The sequence below is a fragment of the Paenibacillus validus NBRC 15382 genome (genome assembly GCF_004000985.1).
Lineage (GTDB): Bacteria > Bacillota > Bacilli > Paenibacillales > NBRC-103111 > Paenibacillus_G > Paenibacillus_G validus.
This window is the reverse complement of sequence record NZ_BIMH01000050.1, coordinates 16,755-33,655: the sequence shown is the minus strand read 5'-3', so window position 1 is coordinate 33,655 and position 16,901 is coordinate 16,755. Positions and strand designations below refer to the sequence as shown.

The window sequence follows — 16,901 nt, the reverse complement described above, 5'->3', positions numbered from 1 at the left end:
GAGCCCTCGCTCGTAACAGCGAAGGCTCTTGTAAAGCTGGTATGCGGTTGAGAGGACTCGAACCTCCACGGGCGAAGCCCACTACCCCCTCAAGATAGCGTGTCTGCCATTCCACCACAACCGCGAATATAGATCCCATTATACTTCTTTCGCACAGAAGAGTAAAGTGGGAGCGATTGGCTTCGGGCAAGCAGCGGCGCTCCTGTAAAATCGTTGCCGCTTGGTTGCGGTTATTTTTGCCATACTCGAGGCTCGGCATTCGCGCTGTTGTATTCGATACGTTCCGGCTTGATTTCCAGTATGACATAGTCCGGATCATGAGGGCCTTGAAACCATGCTTTAAACGACTCATTCCAGAGCCGCTCCCGCAATGCGTTATCCTTGCAAATCTCGGCCCTTGCCTGAATTTGGAGGATGTCCGAAGAACGTTTGCCGTCATACCCGACCAGAACGTGGACATTCGGGTTGTTTTGAAGCTCGTCCACTTTATCGGTTTTGCTGTTCGTCGCCAAGTAAAGCGTAAGCCCCTCATGGAATAACGCCATATCTCGTACCATCGGCTTGTTTCCGTCTACCGTTCCGAACGAGCAGATTCGATTCGCCGCCAGCACGCCCGCTATTTGATCTTCCAGCAGCTCGGTTTGCTGCATCGTTAACCTCTCCTCTCGGCTTCCCAAATTAAGCTTGCGGTTATCTTCCCCCAAATGGCAGCGTCTATAACAAAAAAGCAAGTCTGACTTCCAGCTCTGGAAATCGGACTTGCTTTCATCGATTTGATGCTTCAATGCGGTTGAGAGGACTCGAACCTCCACGAGCGTACGCCCACTACCCCCTCAAGATAGCGTGTCTGCCATTCCACCACAACCGCGCATAGTATGACCCGTAGGGGATTCGAACCCCTGTTACCTCCGTGAAAGGGAGGTGTCTTAACCCCTTGACCAACGGGCCATGCTTAAAAGCGACAAGTGTTATTATAGCGAATAGGTTTAGGGTTGGCAATACCTTTTTTTCAAAAAAATCGCTGCCTCGGTTTATCTGTTTGGCGAACTGCAAAACCTGCCAGGCACAAGCGCGGTATGCCGGCAGGTCTTTTCCATCATGCGCTTATTTTCCGTATCCGTCGGGGTTTTGCTGCTGCCAGCGCCAGGCATCCTCGCACATTTGCGCCAATCCCCGTTCCGCCGACCAGCCCAGCTTCTCCCGGGCTTTGACAGGATTGGCGTAACATACCGCCACATCGCCGGGCCTGCGATCTACGATACGGTAAGGAATTGTTCTCCCCGCAGCCTGTTCCATGGCCCGCACCATCTCAAGCACGCTGTACCCATTGCCGGTACCGAGGTTGTATGCTTCAACGCCCGTGCTGGAGAGAACGCTCTCCACCGCCTTCACATGACCAAGCGCCAAATCGACCACGTGGATGTAGTCGCGCACGCCGGTTCCGTCCGGAGTCGGGTAATCGCTGCCGAATACTTGCAGTTCTTTCAGCTTGCCCACTGCCACTTGCGTCACGTAAGGCATCAGATTATTGGGGATCCCGTTCGGGTCCTCTCCGATGCGTCCGCTGGCGTGAGCCCCGATCGGATTAAAATAACGAAGCAGCGCAATGCTCCACTCAGGGTCGGAGATGTATATGTCGCGAAGGATGTCCTCGATCATCAGCTTCGTCCGACCGTACGGATTCGTAGCTCCCAAAGGCATCTCCTCGTCAATCGGTACCCGCTCCGGCATGCCGTATACCGTCGCCGATGAGCTGAAGACTATTTTCTTCACGCCGTGCTTCTGCATCACTTCGGCCAACAGCAGCGTGCCGGTAATGTTGTTGTGATAATATTTCAGAGGAAGACGCACCGACTCCCCCACGGCCTTCAGCCCGGCAAAATGAATGACCGCCTCGATCCGATTGTCCTGAAAAATCGCCTCAAGCCGGTCTCGGTCCAATAGGTCGGCCTGCACCTGTTTGAAGTCTTTCCCCGTAATTTCTCTCACGCGCTTCAGCGACTCCGGCTTACTGTTATCGAAGTTATCGACGACGATAATGTCATATCCGCTGTTCAATAGTTCCACACACGTATGTGTCCCGATATATCCCGCACCGCCCGTTACCAGTACCGCCACTTGCTCACCCTCCGACATCTAACGCATGGTTTACGACTCTAGCGTACATGACATGCCTGCGTTTTTGCAAGACTTGGGCTTCGATATCGTGAACGGGCGAGCTCATCCTCATCGCCGCCAATGGTCAGGCGGACAAGCGATGAACTTGCCGCTGTGCAGCGGGCGAGGTTCCGTGCATCGGCGCCCTTCTCTCAGGGTTCGAATTCCTCCGGCCTCTCCAAACGCAAAAACAACCGCCTTATTAGGCGGTTGTTTTTGCAATCTTACGGAGAGAGAGGGATTCGAACCCTCGCACCACTTACGCAGTCTAACCCCTTAGCAGAGGGTCCCCTTGAGCCACTTGGGTATCTCTCCAAGAATAATGGCTCCCCGAACAGGACTCGAACCTGTGACAACTCGATTAACAGTCGAGTGCTCTACCAACTGAGCTATCAGGGAACGACAATTGTTAATTTATCATGAATGTTTGCTCAAGTCAAGCGCCAGCAGCTTCAATTTTCCCTTACAGTGACCGCACACAAACCGCCGCGGATCGGTCTTCCGCTTGCGCAAATATTCGGCCCTGCAATCGACGCAAACAAGCTTATATCGATAAGGCTCCTTCCGCTGTAAGGCAGACGGCAGCGATTGGCAATACCGCGTCCCGCCTACAAGCGTGAGCAGCTGTTTAAATTCGTCGTCGCGGTGCTGATACCCGGACCCGAGCAAATGCAAGTGATAATGGCACAGCTCATGCTTAATGATTTTCTCCACATCCTGCATGCCGAATTGCTCATACTGGTGCCAACTGATCTCGATATCGTGGCTGCGTGTGAAGTACCTCCCGCCGGTCGCCCTCAACCTGCGGTTAAACCTCGCCTTATGCTCAAAAGGACGTCCAAACGACGACAGCGAAATTTGTTCGACCCACTGCTGCAGCTGCCGGTCATCCATTTCCCATGTTCCCACCCCTACGTTCTTCTCTATACATATGCATTCACTTGAATTGTAACCGCAGGTTAGGCTAAACTGTCAAGTAGGAATCTTCATAAATTTGCCCGACACGCGATTCGCTATACGATAGGAGAGATTAAACTTCATGTCCAATAAAAAATACGCCCTGCTGCAAAGAAACGAACAGCTGGAATTCGTGGAAATGCCTTCCACTCATATGTACCAGCTCGCAGCGCTGAACCAACGCTTACATAAAGAGCTAGACAAATTAACGGTATCCGGCATTCCCGCGCTTCCGTACTTTATCGCAGAGTTTGAAGGGCTAGAAATTGTACGTCCCGGCTACGAGCTGCAGCACGGCCTGGATTACATCAATCGGCTTGAGCAAACGTTCGCCGCTCTGCAGCAGCAAGAGAAACAATACCCGCTCGTATCCCTCCTCACGGAAATTCGCGCCCTCCAGGCTCAGCTGGAGCAATGGTACGAAGAGGAAGAAGAACTCGCCTAATCATGAGGACCTGCACCCCATAGCCCTCTCGCCCATATGTTAGTCGTATAGCAGTTAGAGGGAAGGGGCTGATGGGCTTGCCACAATGGCTTTGCAACCAACTGATGCGTGCGTTTTACAACAAAAACCGGCGGCAAATTCGATTGCTTAACGACTGCTGGTATTTTTACCGCACCCGTAAATCCGAATCCGATTCGTCCGCATCCAACTTTCAACCTTAACATCAACAAACACGCCGACCGTCAAATAGAGCATATGCCAGACTTAAGGGAACTTGCCTCCATTTTCCCTTGTTCCGGCCTATGCTCTATTTTATGCCACTTAAGGCTTTTTCATCGTAAGCCCGACGCGGCCTTTTTTCGTATCGATATTCAGCACCCAGACGGTGACGACGTCGCCAACCGAGACGACATCCATCGGATGCTTCACGTACGAGTTGCTCATCTGGGAGATGTGTACCAGCCCGTCGTTCTTGATCCCGATATCCACGAATGCGCCGAAGTCAATGACATTGCGCACGGTACCCTTCAGCTCCATGCCCGGCGTCAAATCCTCGAGCTGCAGCACGTCGGTGCGGAAAATCGGCGCCTCCAGCTCCTCCCGGGGATCGCGACCCGGACGCAGCAGCGAGTCCAAAATATCCCGCAGCGTCGGAACCCCGACACCCAGCTTCGTTGCCAGCTCCTCCGGCTCCAGCCGCTGCAGCATCGACTTCAGCTCCTCGCTGCCCAGCTTCGCCAGCTCCAGCTTCAGCTCCTTGAAAAGCCGGTCCACCACCGCGTACGACTCCGGATGAATCGGCGTATTATCGAGCGGGTTAGCCCCGTCCGGAATACGCAGGAAGCCGACGCACTGCTCGAACGCCTTGGCGCCGAGGCGAGGGACTTTTTGCAACTGCTGCCGGTTCTCGAATTTCCCGTTCTCATCGCGGTACTTCACGATGTTCTTCGCCAGCGTACTGTTAATCCCCGAGACGTACGACAGCAGCGAAGGCGACGCCGTGTTGACGTCGACGCCGACATGGTTCACCGCCGACTCGACGACGAACGTCAAGCTTTCCTCCAGACGCTTCTGCGACACGTCATGCTGGTACTGCCCGACGCCGATCGCTTTCGGCTCGATCTTCACAAGCTCCGCGAGCGGATCCTGTACCCGGCGGGCGATCGATATGGCGCTCCGTTCAGCCACGTCCAGATCGGGAAACTCCGACTGGGCCAGCTTGGAAGCCGAGTACACGCTTGCCCCCGCCTCGTTCACGATCAAGTAGGCCAGCTTGCGCTGCTTGATCTCTCCGATCAACCCGGCGACGAACTGCTCCGTTTCCCGCGAAGCCGTCCCGTTGCCGATGACGATCAGCTCTACGCCGTACGCGTCGATCAATCGTTTGAAGACCGCCTTCGCTTCGGCGACTTTATTATTCGGAGGCGTCGGGTACGTGACCGCGATCTCAAGCATTTTGCCGGTATCGTCGACGACAGCCAGCTTACAGCCCGTCCGGAACGCCGGGTCCACGCCAAGCACGACCTTCCCCTTCACCGGAGGCTGCAGCAGAAGGTTCCGCAAGTTTTCCGCGAACACCTCGATCGCTTTCTCCTCAGCCTTCTCGGTCATCTCACCCCGCACCTCGCGCTCAATGGAGGGAGCCAGCAGCCGCTTATAAGCATCCTCGACCACCGCCGCAAGCGTATCGCGTACAATGGAGGGTCCCTTCAACAGCTGTTTGCCAATGTAGTCGTGAATACGTTCTACCGGCACCTCCAGCGTTACTTTCAGCACGTCCTCCCGCTCCCCGCGATTAATCGCCAGAATGCGATGCGGTGGCAGCTTGCGGACCGGCTCCTGGTAGCTGTAATACATCTCGTACACCGACTCCAGCTCGGCATTCTTCGCCTCCGAGCGCAGGATGCCCTGATCAAACGTATACTTGCGCACCCATGCGCGAATTTTGGCGTCGTCGGCCACTTGCTCCGCTATAATGTCCATCGCGCCCTGAACGGCTTCCTCGGCCGTCTGAACGCCTTTGTCCGAATTTATGTACTTCGAGGCTTCCGTCAGCATATCGCCCTGCCTAGGCTGCGACACGATCCACTGGGCGAGCGGCTCCAGCCCTTTTTCCTTGGCGACGCTGGCGCGGGTTTTACGCTTTTGCCGGTAAGGGCGGTACAGATCCTCGACCTCCTGAAGCTTCACAGCTTGTTCGATTGCCGAACGCAGCTCGCCCGTCAGCTTCCCTTGCTCGTCAATAAGCCGGATAACCTCCAGCTTCCGATTCTCCAAGTTGCGGAGATACGTCAGCCTCTCTTCAATGTCCCGCAGCTGATTCTCATCGAGCTCCCCCGTCATTTCCTTCCGGTACCGCGCGATAAAAGGAATCGTGTTCCCCTCGTCAAGCAGACCGACCGTCGTTTTGACGCGTCCGCTTCCGATCTGGAGCTCCGCCGCAATCTGCTTCAGGATGCGTTCCTGAATCGCAGCCTTCATCTCCGCTGTCAATTCGAAGGCTTGACGCTCCTCCTGCTGTTCCGTTTGAATCGTTTGCTCTTTGGCCATCCGTACGACTCCTCCCGACATACGAAAAAACGAGGGCCCCTGTACGCCCCCGCTTCATACGCTGTTTTAAAACTCGATTAGTCCGACGCTAATCTGCAAAGCTTCATCGACCTTGCGCATGGTTTCTTCATCCAAGTGCGTAATTTTGTCCGTTAGACGCTGTTTATCAATCGTCCTGATTTGTTCCAGCAGAATGACCGAGTCCCTGTCAAAACCGTGCGCTTCCGCGTCAATCTCCACGTGCGTCGGCAGCTTGGCCTTCTGAATCTGCGCCGTAATCGCCGCCACGATCACCGTGGGACTGAAGCGATTGCCGATATCATTCTGAATAATCAGAACAGGCCGAATGCCCCCCTGCTCCGAACCAACAACCGGGGAAAGATCCGCGAAAAAAACATCGCCACGTTTGACAATCACTCGCTACACCCCGCTAACCAGACGGTCAAGCGTATGATCCGCTTCTTCCTCCGCCTGAAATGCTTCCGAGGCCATGTTAAGGTTAATTTTCGCCATTTCCATGTACCCACGCTGCATCGACTCGCGCAAGTGTCTTTTCTTGCGTTCGACAAGGTAAAGTTTCATGGCCTGACGGATAAATTCGCTGCGGTTGGAGTTCTCCTTCTCGACCAGATGGTCGACTTCCTCCAGTAAATAATCCGGCAGACTGATCATGATGCGCTTCGTGTTATGAGCATTGGCCACCTGTTCATGCACCCCCAAGAGACATACCAAAAGCTTATTTCCATTATGGCAATCTTCCAGAAAAAATATACAAGACCAATATATGCGCCAAGTATATCAATTATGCTATACCCCCGATAATCACATGAGTATGTGCTATACATATTCGCGGAAAAACAAGAAAATCCTCTCAATGGCATGCAAAAAATAGAGTGGAAATTGTCACCAGTACCTATTTCTAGCGTTCATGCTGCGAATTTTGCCGCTCGCTGTCGGCCAAGCCCATGAACGAGCGCTAGTGCCGATAGGGATGATGCGGCATTTGCAGCCCATCCGCCCGCTTAGGCTTCCCGTTCCCACATATGCCTGAGCAGCGGATTCACCGACCTTACGACCCGCCCGTCCTTCACATACACCCGCGGGACGCGGTGGGAGATCATACAGACGATTTCGTAGTTAATTGTACCGAGCCAGCTTGCGTGCTCCTCTGCCGTGATCCTCTCGATGCCTTGAGCTCCTAGGATTACAACCTCTTCTTCCATCGAAATATCGGCAATACCCGTCGCGTTTACCATGCACTGATCCATACAAATCCGGCCCACGACCGGCACCCGGCGTCCCCGTATGAGCACCTCGGCCTTCCCGGTCAGCATCCGCGAGTACCCGTCCGCATACCCGATCGGCAGCGTCGCGATCGTCTCCTCGCCGCTCGTCCGGTAGATCGCCCCGTAGCTGACGCCCTCGCCGGCAGGCACCTGCTTCACCATCGCTACGCCTGTCTTGATGCTCAGCACCGGCTGGAGAGCGACCTGCTGTTTATTCACTTCCTCGGACGGATACAAGCCGTACATGCCGATGCCTAAGCGCACCATATTGAACGTATATTCCGGCAAATCAATCGCCGCGGCGCTGTTGCCCGCATGTACAAGCGGAAATTCGAACCCTTGACCGCGGAAATGTTCCACGACCCGCGCAAACTTCGCGTACTGTCCAAACGTATGGCTTTTGTCCGTTTCGTCAGCGCAAGCGTAATGCGTGAACAAACCTTCGACCTCGATCCCCGCCGTCCGTCTCGCCCGTTCAATGAAACGGATCGCCTCGTCCTCCGGACCAATCCCGAGACGATTCATACCGGAATCCAGTTTAACATGTATCTTCAGCGGCCTGGCGGCGGATTCAGCGGGCTGCAGCCGCTCCCAGGCGTCCAATATTTCATCCGTATATACATTTAGCGTAATATCGTGCTCCCAGGCCGTCACAAGCCCTTCCGGAGGCGTATAGCCCAGCACCAGCATCGGTGCCGTAATGCCCGCTCTTCGCAGCTCCAACCCTTCATCGAGAAAAGCGACGGCGATGTACTCCACGCCATCCTGCAGCGCCTCGCGGCACACCTCAACCGCCCCGTGCCCATAAGCGTCCGCTTTCACGACCGCCATCATCCGCACATGTGCAGGCAGCACCGCCCGGAACGCCTCCAGGTTGTGACGCAGCGCATCTAAACTTATTTCTACGCGTGTAGGTCTATAAAAAGAATCCACATATTCCACCTTCTTCTGCCTCTTTGACCCTACCTATGTTAATCCGACTACTCCCGGCTGTCAACAAACAGAACCCTGACAACTGACTGAGATGGAACCGACTCCTTGCTTAATGAGCTAACAAATAGGACCTTCGTGTTTACTGCTGTATCACAAATACGGTATAATGATTACATTAGCAAACAACAGGGGATGAACACATCGAGCGAACAAGTGCTGCACTTGATCCTTGATGAAATGCGGGAGATTAAGTCGGATGTGAAGCAGGTGCGGTCCGAGCTTGCAGATGTCCGTTCGGAAGGTACAGAGGTTCGTGCTGAGGTTACAGGGATTCGTTCCGGGCTTACAGAAGAGCTTCTGCCACACACTCCCAAACGAAACATGGTTTGCTTCGCTGGAACGATGCGTGTATCTAAGCCTTATTGGGGAGACTCTTTCTTTAAACCGTATTCTTTCAGGTCTTCTTCTTACTTTATGATGATGGCAAAATCTCCATACCATGATTTGGAACAGGAAAAGAAGCCTCCCCTGGCTCCGATTATGCAGCCTAGAAAGACTTCCTGTGTGTAGTTTTTATTGGGATTTGTAATATTTATCTGCTTGCTCCTCCACCACTAATTCCCTGTTTGCAGCCTTCACCTTGCAAGTATTCCGAAATTTTTACTTACCCATTTCTCCTTGTACCGCTTGAGCCACCTTAATCATCTCCGTCACAGGCAGGTCGCCCGTGGACAAACGGAACTCCACACCGTCATACGTCCAAGTCAACGTCTTCTTATCGTCGCCCGTCACTACGCCCAGTGTAAAGCCCAGATCCAGAATATCCCCCGGCAAAATAGACACCGTTTTCTCCTGAGGACGCGACTCGATCAACGAGTAGTTGTACTTACCGGAGTAGCGCAGCATGACCGCTTTCTCTTCGCCAAGCTTCAGTTCGGTTGTATCCTGCTTCTTTACACCGCTCGGGATGTAATTCGGTTCGATGATCCCGAACGATTGCTGCTTGTTGGTATTGCCGGCAGCAGCCGATTTATCCGTCGTTTTCCCATTCGCGCTGCCCGCTTGACCGCTGCTTGCCTTACTGTCGGACCCTTGAGCTCCGCTTGCTGCTTTATCACCGGTTGCTTGCCCGTTAACAGCCTTATCCGTACCTTTCGTATCGGCTGCTCCAGCTTTATCTCCTTCATGGTCATGACCCAGCGTCGGCAGCGTCTTCATATCCCAGCCCGTCATGTTGCGCTGCATATCAAATTGGTCCTTCTCGAACTTCGTGCCGAATTCAAACTTCTCGAATTTAACAACAACCATGACATTATTGTTCGTGTCGGACACTTCCACATGCTGCGGTGCATAGTTTTTCTTATCCAGCCATACCTTCTGGCGGGCTAGCGATCCGTTCTGGTAGTTCGCGGCTACGTCGAACACATACGATTTATCGTCCGTCGTAAATTGACGCTCGTTATCCATCAGAATGCTTTGCACGAGCGACTGGTACAAGTATACCTGTCCTTGATTCTCCGGCCAATCGCTCTGGAAACGGAAGCTTTTGTTCAAATGCGGCGTCAGCACGAACACCCCGTCATCGTTGCGCAGCACGATCTGGGTGATGTCCTTCTTCGCATTCGTCAGCGCGATCCGGTAGTACGACTCCGCCATATAGCAAACTTCGACCGAATACTCCTGCGGCTCCGTCCCCGTATTCAGCGTCATCGTGCCTTCGGCATGATAGCTATCCAGCTTGTTGACGATGCTGTCCAATTCCCTTACAACCGAGCCTGCATCCTTCTTCCCAAGTAATCCGCATCCCGAAAGCACCAAGCTCAAGCACAACGTCAGAGCTACCGCCCATTTAAATCGCCGCATTGCTCTCATCCCTCCACCACATTGTCATTGTCCAACTTGATAACATGTCTATGTGGGGACTTGGACGATTATGCGGACAAAGTTGGGGGAGGAAATAAAAACTCCTATAACCGGCCGGTTATAGGAGTTAATACGCATTCTTATTGATGAATCCATTGATAATGGTTTTCCAGATGATCTTGATATCAAACAAAAAAGTCCAGTTTTCAATATAAAAGATATCGTACTTAATGCGATCCTCAATCGATGTGTCGCCGCGCAGTCCATTGGATTGCGCCCAGCCCGTAATTCCAGGCCTAATATGATGCTTAACCATATACTTCGGAATTTCTTCTTTGAATTGCTCGACGAAATAAGGTCTCTCCGGCCGCGGTCCAACCACACTCATGTGGCCAAACAACACGTTGAAGAACTGCGGCAGCTCATCAAGGCTAGTTTTGCGTAAGAAAGCGCCGAACTTTGTCTTTCGTGGGTCATCTTCCGTCGTCCACTTCGTATCTGATGAAGCTTCACTTTGCACCCTCATTGATCGGAATTTATACATCATAAAGTTTCGTCGATTTAAACCGACACGCTCTTGTTTAAATATAACCGGTCCAGGCGAGGTTAGCTTTATGCCAACGGCAATCAATATCAGCAAGGGCGACGTCATAATTATCGCAGCTAGTGCGAAAGTTATATCAAATACACGCTTGAAGAATCGATTTTGGAATTCATCGAGCGGAATATCCCGCACGTTAATCAACGGCATACCTGCAAAATTATCGAAGTAGGGCCGAGAAGGTAAGTAATCGAAATAATCGGGAATAATCAGTGTCTTTACGCCAGCTTTTTCGCAAATATTGATAATTTGACCATACTTCTTATGGGCATTTAACGGAAGCGCGATGATAACTTCATCGATCAGGAATGAGCTTAAAATTTGTTCCAAATCTTCAATTCGACCTAGGATCGGTTTATAGCTTTCGAACCCAGCCTCGTGCTTTTGCTGAAAATCATCAAGAAAACCGACTACCTCGTACCCAAGCTCGGGATGTTGCTGGAGATTTTGGTAAAAGTTTTTACCCAGTGTGCCTGCACCTAAGATTAACAAAAATTGCTTGTTAAATCCTCTTTCCCTTAGACGTTTCAATGATGATTTGAGAATATATCTGTAAAAGCTTACAAGTAAAATATTATTGACAAGAAATAATAAAAGATAAGAACGAGAAACGTCCAGTTCTTTAAAGATAAAGAGTAAACTAAGCAAAATCAATAAACTAATTGTATAAACTTGAACAATGGTGAAAAGCTCGTAGGAGAACCGTTTCTTTCGCTTAGGTGTATAAAAATTAGACAAGTACCCAATGCCCACAACAAGACAAGCGTATACGACACTCCATAATGCGTAATTCTCTATCGGGAGGGGATTCTCGTAAGGAATCCATCCGCTTCGGAACTTCAACCACCACGAGAACAGGAATACAACCTGAATACAAACAAAGTCAGTCAATGCATAAATTTGGGATAAAAAACCTTGACTTCGTCGTATAATATGCGCTCACCTCACTTCACCGATCCGAATCTGTTGAGCAAGATTGATATAGCTAATTTCATTGCTATACCAGTATACACCATGGCATTGACTATAAATGAATATTTTTTTTCATAATGCTTTTTGTGAAACAAATACATCGCTCTGTGGAACTCATAGATGATCTTAAACGGCTTTCGCCGACTGCTTGCGCCCTTATAATGTGTAATTTGGGTATAAGGATAATAATGAATCCCCCACCCTGCTTCTTTTATTCTATAACACCAATCAATATCTTCGCCATACATAAAAAAATCCTCGTCGAGCATTCCAACCTGATCGATTGTCTCGCGGCGGACCATCATGAAGGCACCTACAAGACAGTCCACGGGATAGTCTTTGTCAGGATCAAGATAGCTTAATTGGTATTGATTAAACCTAGGGCTACTTGGAAAAAGTTTAGATATGCCGAAAGCATAATAAAAGGATGCTGAAGGGGTAGGAAAGCCGCGGCGGCAAGCTTTATCCAGCGTACCGTCTGGGAGTACTACCTTACAGCCAGCGGCACCTAAATGACAATTCGTCTCCATAAACTCCTTCATTATCACTAGAGATTCCTTTTCAAGGATAGTATCTGAATTTAACAACAGAATATATTTGCCGTTTGATAATATAATTCCTTGATTATTTGCTTTAGAAAAACCTGCGTTTGTTTGATTAATGACAAGTCTTACCTGTGGAAATAGTGCTTTTATTTTTTCTACTGAATCATCTTGAGAAGCATTATCAACCACGATAACTTCAAAAGTAACATCACCAGTACTTTTATACACTGATTTAATGGTATCTAAGGTGATCTTGCAGGTATTGTAACTGACGATGATAACACTAATATCCATTGAAAACCCTCATATTAGTTGTATTATTTTACTTTTCTCTACGAAAAAGGTTTTAAAATAAACCCGATATTTCTTAATAAGCCACTTTTGAAAAATCTATTTTTAACTATCAAATAGATTTTGTACAGATAGTTTGATTGCTCCAATCGCAAAAATTGGACTAGTATAATTTTGTTTTTTTTATCCATAATATCATAATATTGATTGTAAAAATAACGAGCTTGAGCTATGTGTTTATGGATTTCAATCGGTTCAATGATTCTTCTGATTACATATCTTGTATTAAACTTTTTAGCTCCTAGTGTGTTACTTACATGCTGTCTATAAAGAATAGTTGGCTCGGTAACAACAGCTATCTTTCCAAAAACCGATGCTACTAACCCACTCCACCAATCATGCATTATTGCCTCTGTTGGTATCACTTTGAGGAATTTGGCAAGTGCACTATTAATCATAACCGTGCATCCCGTTATGTTATTTTGTACAAGCAGTCGGTTAAATTCCATACTTTCAGGATCTAGGTTTTGATAGTGCCAGAATGATTTATCAATCTGTTCAAGCTGATTATTAACTACAAGTAGATCTGTATGAATTAAGACAGGTGTCTTCCCATCACCTTCCGTTTGCTTCATTTTATCCAAGGTCCTTAGAATTTTGTCTGGAAGCCATACATCGTCTTGATCAGAGAACATATAGTAATCAAATTCATAATGATCCTGAACATATTTTAGTAAATACCCAAAACTTAGCTTAGCCCCCAGATTGTTTGTATCATTCAAGAAAACGATGTGATCGGGGTACAAAGAGCAGTATTTCTTGATAATTTGTAAAGAATCATCGGTAGATCGGTCATTTCTAATAAAAAGAATAAAATTATCGTATGTCTGTTTAAAAATAGACTTCAGTTGATGCTCGAGATAGTTCTGGCCGTTATAAACAGAGAGTAGTATAGCAACCTTCCCATTCATACTTTTCATTTTCACAACCAACTTTATTTTAATGTAGAGAGAAACCGGTCTAGCGCTTCTTTCCAATGATCCAATTGTTTAAATCCTTCCGCTTTTAACTTACCATTATCTAAAACAGAATATTTAGGTCTCTTGGCAGCGGTTTGATAATCGATAGATTTTATAGGCACTAAACTTGAATGTATATTCATTTGCTTGAAAACATGTTTAGCAAAGTCAAACCATGAGCATTCTCCGCCATTAGTAGCATGATATATACCATATTTATCTGTCTTGATCAGTTGGATAATAAAATAAGCTAGATCATTAGCGTTTGTCGGTGATCCGACTTGATCGTCAACAACTCGTATCGTTTGATTTATATTAGCCAATTTAATCATCGTTTTTACAAAATTATTCCCAACCTTACCATATAACCATGATGTTCGGACTATATAATGATTAGGTACATTGTTTTGTATATAGTCTTCAGCATCTCTTTTAGATACTCCATAGAAATTCACTGGGTTCGTATAGTCCGTTTCAAAATATGGAGAACTCTTTTCGCCATCAAAAACATAATCAGTGCTAATGAAACACAGCTTACTATTATTTTGTTTAGTTAGATCAGCTAAATGAACAGTCCCATGGTAATTTACCCGATAAGCTTCACTTTTTTTATTTTCCGCATCATCTACTTTCGTATACGCAGCGCAATGAATAATAAGGTCAGGTTTTATCCGATTATAGACTTCTTCACATTGGTCTCTATTCGTTATATCTAATTCTTCTTTTTTGAATGGATATATATTCTCACAATAACATAAGAGTTCTCTTGCTAGCTGCCCTCCAGCTCCAGTAACTAGTATTTTCATTATTGACACCTATTTATAAGCTGTTTTTTATTTCTGTAAGTACCAGTTTGGATACTTTCCCACCATTGTTCGTTATCGAGATACCACTGAATCGTCTTTTCAATTCCAGATTCAAATGTTTGTTGAGGCTCCCATCCTAGTTCTTTTCTAATTTTACCTGCATCAATGCCATATCTACGGTCATGCCCCAGTCTATCTGGAACAAACTTAATCAATGAATCAGATTTATTTAATTTGTTTAAAATTGTATTTACTATTTCAAGATTTGTTTTTTCATTATTTCCACCAATGTTATAAACTTCGCCCGGACTTCCTTTATGAAGGACCAAATCGATAGCAGAACAGTGGTCTTCTACATATAACCAATCGCGAACGTTCAATCCATCTCCATAAACAGGGAGTTGTTTCCCTTGAAGGGCGTTAATAATCATTAAGGGAATCAATTTTTCTGGAAACTGATACGGGCCATAGTTATTAGAACATCTTGTTATATTTGTAGTCAATCCATATGTCTCTTGATAAGCTCTTACCAGTAGATCCGCTCCAGCTTTACTAGCAGAGTAAGGACTGTTTGGGGCAAGAGGAGTTATTTCGGAAAACAATCCAGTTGGCCCTAGAGATCCATAGACTTCATCCGTAGAAACTTGTATATACTTCGACAATTTGTATTTTAGGGATAAATCAAGTAATACTTGTGTTCCTTTAATATTAGTATCAACAAAAACTCCAGGGTTTGTTATGCTTCGATCTACATGAGATTCGGCTGCAAAATTAATGATTACACTTATATCTTCGGAAATAATACTCTCCATAGCAATCGGATCTGCTATATCTGCTTGTATAAATTTATAATTTTTAGCATTTTCAATAGTTATAAGATTTTCTAAATTACCAGCGTATGTCAAGTTGTCTACATTTATGATTTGATAGTGGGGATATTTATGGATCATGTAATTGACAAAATTACTTCCTATAAAACCTGCCCCACCAGTGATGACTAGTCTCACAAATAACTCCTCCAACTTTAAAATGTAATCTCAGTTTCTTTTAATAACGGTAGCTCTTTATCCTTCCCTGAAAGTATGGGGCTATTTGTTGGCCATTGAATGGCAAGATCAGGATCATCCCATCTTATTCCCCTTTCATGCTCCGGCGAGTAATAATTATCTACTTTATACATAACATGAGTATTTGGTAGCATCGTACAGAAACCATGTGCAAACCCTTGAGGGATAAATAACTGTTGTTTGTTTTTGTCGTCCAAAATAATACTAATCCATTGCCCGTAAGTACTTGAATCTTTTCTTAAATCAACTACCACATCAAAGATGGAGCCTGTAATAACACGAATTAATTTTGCTTGAGCACAAGGATTTATTTGATAATGCAATCCTCTTATTACATTTGATTCTTTAGAGAATGAATGATTATCCTGCAGCAAGGTAACACCGATGCCTAGTTCATTAAATTTTTCTTTATTATAGCTTTCTAGAAAAAATCCTCTTTGATCTTGATAAACGTCTGGTTGAATAATATAGACACCTTGCAGTTCTGTGTGAATTAACTTCACCTTCAGGCCTCCTGCGCAAGTTAAACTGTTGTACTAGCTAATTTTATTAAATACTGACCATACTCGTTCTTGCTCAAAGGTTTGGCTAAAGATAATAAATCGTCTTTTGTGATGTATCCCATCCGAAATGAAATTTCTTCTAAACAAGCTATTTTTAGATTTTGTCTCTTTTCAATCGTTTCTATATATTGGGATGCTTCCAGTAAAGATTCGTGTGTGCCTGAATCAAGCCAAGCAAACCCACGGCCAAGCAACTCCACATGCAGGGTTTTATTCTCGAGATATATTTTATTTATGTCTGTTATCTCAAGTTCGCCTCGAGCAGAAGGGGTTATTCTTTTGGCAATTTCAATAACATCATTATCATAAAAATACAATCCTGTAATAGCATAATTGGATTTGGGTACGTTGGGCTTCTCCTCAATAGATACTACGTTGCCGTCTTGATCAATTTCTACTACACCAAAACGTTCCGGATCTTTAACATAATATCCAAAAATGGTTGCTCCTCTAGATTGTTTTGAAGCATTCTGAAGTATAGAAGTAAACCGAGGACCGTAAAAAATATTATCGCCTAATATTAAAGCAACTGATGAGTCACCAACGAATTTTTCTGCTATTAAGAATGCCTGTGCTATACCATCCGGAGAAGATTGGATTTCATATTTTATATCTAAGCCAAGAAAATGTCCATTTCCAAATAGTCTTTGAAAGCTTTCAATGTCTTGAGGAGTAGAGATAATTAATATCTCTTGAATCCCAGCTAACATTAAAACGGATAACGGATAATAAATCATGGGTTTGTCGTAAACAGGAAGGAGTTGCTTTGACACCACTTTAGTTAAAGGATAAAGCCTAGTTCCGCTTCCCCCGGCCAATATTATGCCTTTACGCATTGTTCATTAC

At 46.8% G+C, this 16,901-nt stretch carries 18 protein-coding genes and 5 tRNA genes; 3 read left to right on the top strand and 20 right to left on the bottom strand.

Annotated elements, in window-relative coordinates:
- Nucleotides 1-42: 42 nt before the first annotated feature.
- From PVA01S_RS22475 to PVA01S_RS22440, 8 genes are all read right to left on the bottom strand, one after another.
- Nucleotides 43-124 (bottom strand) — tRNA-Leu (locus PVA01S_RS22475).
- A 106-nt stretch (nucleotides 125-230) separates the two neighbouring features.
- Complete coding sequence (locus PVA01S_RS22470) at nucleotides 231-650, bottom strand: pyridoxamine 5'-phosphate oxidase family protein (RefSeq protein WP_127609711.1); 420 nt, start codon at nucleotides 648-650, stop codon at nucleotides 231-233.
- Between the two features lie 135 nt (nucleotides 651-785).
- Nucleotides 786-868, bottom strand: a tRNA-Leu gene (locus tag PVA01S_RS22465).
- 8 nt (nucleotides 869-876) lie between these two features.
- A tRNA-Glu gene (locus tag PVA01S_RS22460) sits at nucleotides 877-948 on the bottom strand.
- Between the two features lie 156 nt (nucleotides 949-1,104).
- Complete coding sequence (gene galE / locus PVA01S_RS22455; RefSeq protein ID WP_127609709.1) at nucleotides 1,105-2,118, bottom strand: UDP-glucose 4-epimerase GalE; 1,014 nt, start codon at nucleotides 2,116-2,118, stop codon at nucleotides 1,105-1,107.
- Nucleotides 2,119-2,384: 266 nt separating this feature from the next.
- Nucleotides 2,385-2,472 (bottom strand) — tRNA-Ser (locus tag PVA01S_RS22450).
- Between the two features lie 8 nt (nucleotides 2,473-2,480).
- Nucleotides 2,481-2,556: transfer RNA gene (locus tag PVA01S_RS22445), tRNA-Asn, on the bottom strand.
- Nucleotides 2,557-2,574: 18 nt separating this feature from the next.
- The gene (locus PVA01S_RS22440; RefSeq protein ID WP_054796867.1) at nucleotides 2,575-3,051 is read right to left on the bottom strand and encodes a SprT family protein; all 477 of its coding nucleotides are present in this window, start codon (nucleotides 3,049-3,051) and stop codon (nucleotides 2,575-2,577) included.
- A 145-nt stretch (nucleotides 3,052-3,196) separates the two neighbouring features.
- On the opposite strand from PVA01S_RS22440, the gene PVA01S_RS22435 reads away from it, so the two are divergent.
- Both PVA01S_RS22435 and cmpA read left to right on the top strand, forming a co-directional pair.
- Nucleotides 3,197-3,559 (top strand): hypothetical protein, encoded by a 363-nt coding sequence (locus PVA01S_RS22435; protein ID WP_054799558.1) that lies wholly within the window; start codon nucleotides 3,197-3,199, stop codon nucleotides 3,557-3,559.
- 77 nt (nucleotides 3,560-3,636) lie between these two features.
- Entirely contained in the window at nucleotides 3,637-3,780 is a 144-nt protein-coding gene (cmpA, locus tag PVA01S_RS22430) for a cortex morphogenetic protein CmpA (protein WP_127609707.1), read from the top strand.
- A gap of 100 nt (nucleotides 3,781-3,880) precedes the next feature.
- On the opposite strand, the gene PVA01S_RS22425 is transcribed toward cmpA, so the two are convergent.
- The 4 genes from PVA01S_RS22425 to alr all read right to left on the bottom strand — a co-directional run bounded on the left by PVA01S_RS22425 (nucleotide 3,881) and on the right by alr (nucleotide 8,328).
- Nucleotides 3,881-6,109 (bottom strand): Tex family protein, encoded by a 2,229-nt coding sequence (locus tag PVA01S_RS22425; RefSeq protein ID WP_127609705.1) that lies wholly within the window; start codon nucleotides 6,107-6,109, stop codon nucleotides 3,881-3,883.
- A 66-nt stretch (nucleotides 6,110-6,175) separates the two neighbouring features.
- Nucleotides 6,176-6,526: a type II toxin-antitoxin system PemK/MazF family toxin gene (locus PVA01S_RS22420; RefSeq protein WP_010494553.1), complete on the bottom strand. Its 351-nt coding sequence runs from the start codon at nucleotides 6,524-6,526 to the stop codon at nucleotides 6,176-6,178.
- A gap of 3 nt (nucleotides 6,527-6,529) precedes the next feature.
- Complete coding sequence (locus PVA01S_RS22415) at nucleotides 6,530-6,811, bottom strand: CopG family ribbon-helix-helix protein (protein ID WP_054796896.1); 282 nt, start codon at nucleotides 6,809-6,811, stop codon at nucleotides 6,530-6,532.
- A 320-nt stretch (nucleotides 6,812-7,131) separates the two neighbouring features.
- On the bottom strand, nucleotides 7,132-8,328 hold the full coding sequence (alr, locus tag PVA01S_RS22410; protein ID WP_127609703.1) for an alanine racemase: 1,197 nt from the start codon (nucleotides 8,326-8,328) through the stop codon (nucleotides 7,132-7,134).
- A 105-nt stretch (nucleotides 8,329-8,433) separates the two neighbouring features.
- Here alr and PVA01S_RS22405 point away from each other — a divergent pair, with 105 nt between their 5' ends.
- Nucleotides 8,434-8,898 (top strand): hypothetical protein, encoded by a 465-nt coding sequence (locus PVA01S_RS22405; protein ID WP_127609701.1) that lies wholly within the window; start codon nucleotides 8,434-8,436, stop codon nucleotides 8,896-8,898.
- Between the two features lie 90 nt (nucleotides 8,899-8,988).
- Here PVA01S_RS22405 and PVA01S_RS22400 read toward each other — a convergent pair whose 3' ends face one another.
- From PVA01S_RS22400 to rfbA, 8 genes are all read right to left on the bottom strand, one after another.
- Nucleotides 8,989-10,191 carry an outer membrane lipoprotein-sorting protein gene (locus tag PVA01S_RS22400; RefSeq protein ID WP_127609699.1) on the bottom strand — a complete coding sequence of 401 codons (1,203 nt, stop codon included), beginning with the start codon at nucleotides 10,189-10,191 and terminating at the stop codon, nucleotides 8,989-8,991.
- A gap of 127 nt (nucleotides 10,192-10,318) precedes the next feature.
- On the bottom strand, nucleotides 10,319-11,725 hold the full coding sequence (locus tag PVA01S_RS22395; protein ID WP_127609697.1) for an undecaprenyl-phosphate glucose phosphotransferase: 1,407 nt from the start codon (nucleotides 11,723-11,725) through the stop codon (nucleotides 10,319-10,321).
- 11 nt (nucleotides 11,726-11,736) lie between these two features.
- Nucleotides 11,737-12,603: a glycosyltransferase family 2 protein gene (locus PVA01S_RS22390; protein WP_127609695.1), complete on the bottom strand. Its 867-nt coding sequence runs from the start codon at nucleotides 12,601-12,603 to the stop codon at nucleotides 11,737-11,739.
- 38 nt (nucleotides 12,604-12,641) lie between these two features.
- The gene (locus tag PVA01S_RS22385) at nucleotides 12,642-13,580 is read right to left on the bottom strand and encodes a glycosyltransferase family 2 protein (RefSeq protein WP_127609693.1); all 939 of its coding nucleotides are present in this window, start codon (nucleotides 13,578-13,580) and stop codon (nucleotides 12,642-12,644) included.
- Nucleotides 13,581-13,594: 14 nt separating this feature from the next.
- Nucleotides 13,595-14,425, bottom strand: coding sequence for a dTDP-4-dehydrorhamnose reductase (gene rfbD, locus PVA01S_RS22380; RefSeq protein ID WP_127609691.1), 831 nt, complete (start codon nucleotides 14,423-14,425; stop codon nucleotides 13,595-13,597).
- Nucleotides 14,425-15,432 (bottom strand): dTDP-glucose 4,6-dehydratase, encoded by a 1,008-nt coding sequence (gene rfbB, locus PVA01S_RS22375; protein ID WP_127609689.1) that lies wholly within the window; start codon nucleotides 15,430-15,432, stop codon nucleotides 14,425-14,427. Before rfbB ends, rfbD begins: the two co-directional genes overlap by 1 nt.
- 17 nt (nucleotides 15,433-15,449) lie before the next feature.
- Nucleotides 15,450-15,995, bottom strand: a complete 546-nt coding sequence (gene rfbC, locus PVA01S_RS22370; protein ID WP_127609687.1) for a dTDP-4-dehydrorhamnose 3,5-epimerase — start codon at nucleotides 15,993-15,995, stop codon at nucleotides 15,450-15,452.
- A 20-nt stretch (nucleotides 15,996-16,015) separates the two neighbouring features.
- Complete coding sequence (gene rfbA / locus PVA01S_RS22365; RefSeq protein WP_127609685.1) at nucleotides 16,016-16,891, bottom strand: glucose-1-phosphate thymidylyltransferase RfbA; 876 nt, start codon at nucleotides 16,889-16,891, stop codon at nucleotides 16,016-16,018.
- Between the last annotated feature and the right edge of the window lie 10 nt (nucleotides 16,892-16,901).

Excerpts from the sequence above, each read along its gene's own strand:
- PVA01S_RS22390 (WP_127609695.1), bottom strand. The coding sequence starts at position 12,603 with ATGGATATTAGTGTTATCATCGTCAGTTACAATACCTGCAAGATCACC.
- rfbA (WP_127609685.1), bottom strand. The coding sequence starts at position 16,891 with ATGCGTAAAGGCATAATATTGGCCGGGGGAAGCGGAACTAGGCTTTAT.
- rfbD (WP_127609691.1), bottom strand. The coding sequence starts at position 14,425 with ATGAAAATACTAGTTACTGGAGCTGGAGGGCAGCTAGCAAGAGAACTC.
- PVA01S_RS22440 (WP_054796867.1), bottom strand. The coding sequence starts at position 3,051 with ATGGATGACCGGCAGCTGCAGCAGTGGGTCGAACAAATTTCGCTGTCG.
- PVA01S_RS22400 (WP_127609699.1), bottom strand. The coding sequence starts at position 10,191 with ATGCGGCGATTTAAATGGGCGGTAGCTCTGACGTTGTGCTTGAGCTTG.
- PVA01S_RS22435 (WP_054799558.1), top strand. The coding sequence starts at position 3,197 with ATGTCCAATAAAAAATACGCCCTGCTGCAAAGAAACGAACAGCTGGAA.
- PVA01S_RS22470 (WP_127609711.1), bottom strand. The coding sequence starts at position 650 with ATGCAGCAAACCGAGCTGCTGGAAGATCAAATAGCGGGCGTGCTGGCG.
- PVA01S_RS22425 (WP_127609705.1), bottom strand. The coding sequence starts at position 6,109 with ATGGCCAAAGAGCAAACGATTCAAACGGAACAGCAGGAGGAGCGTCAA.
- PVA01S_RS22385 (WP_127609693.1), bottom strand. The coding sequence starts at position 13,580 with ATGAAAAGTATGAATGGGAAGGTTGCTATACTACTCTCTGTTTATAAC.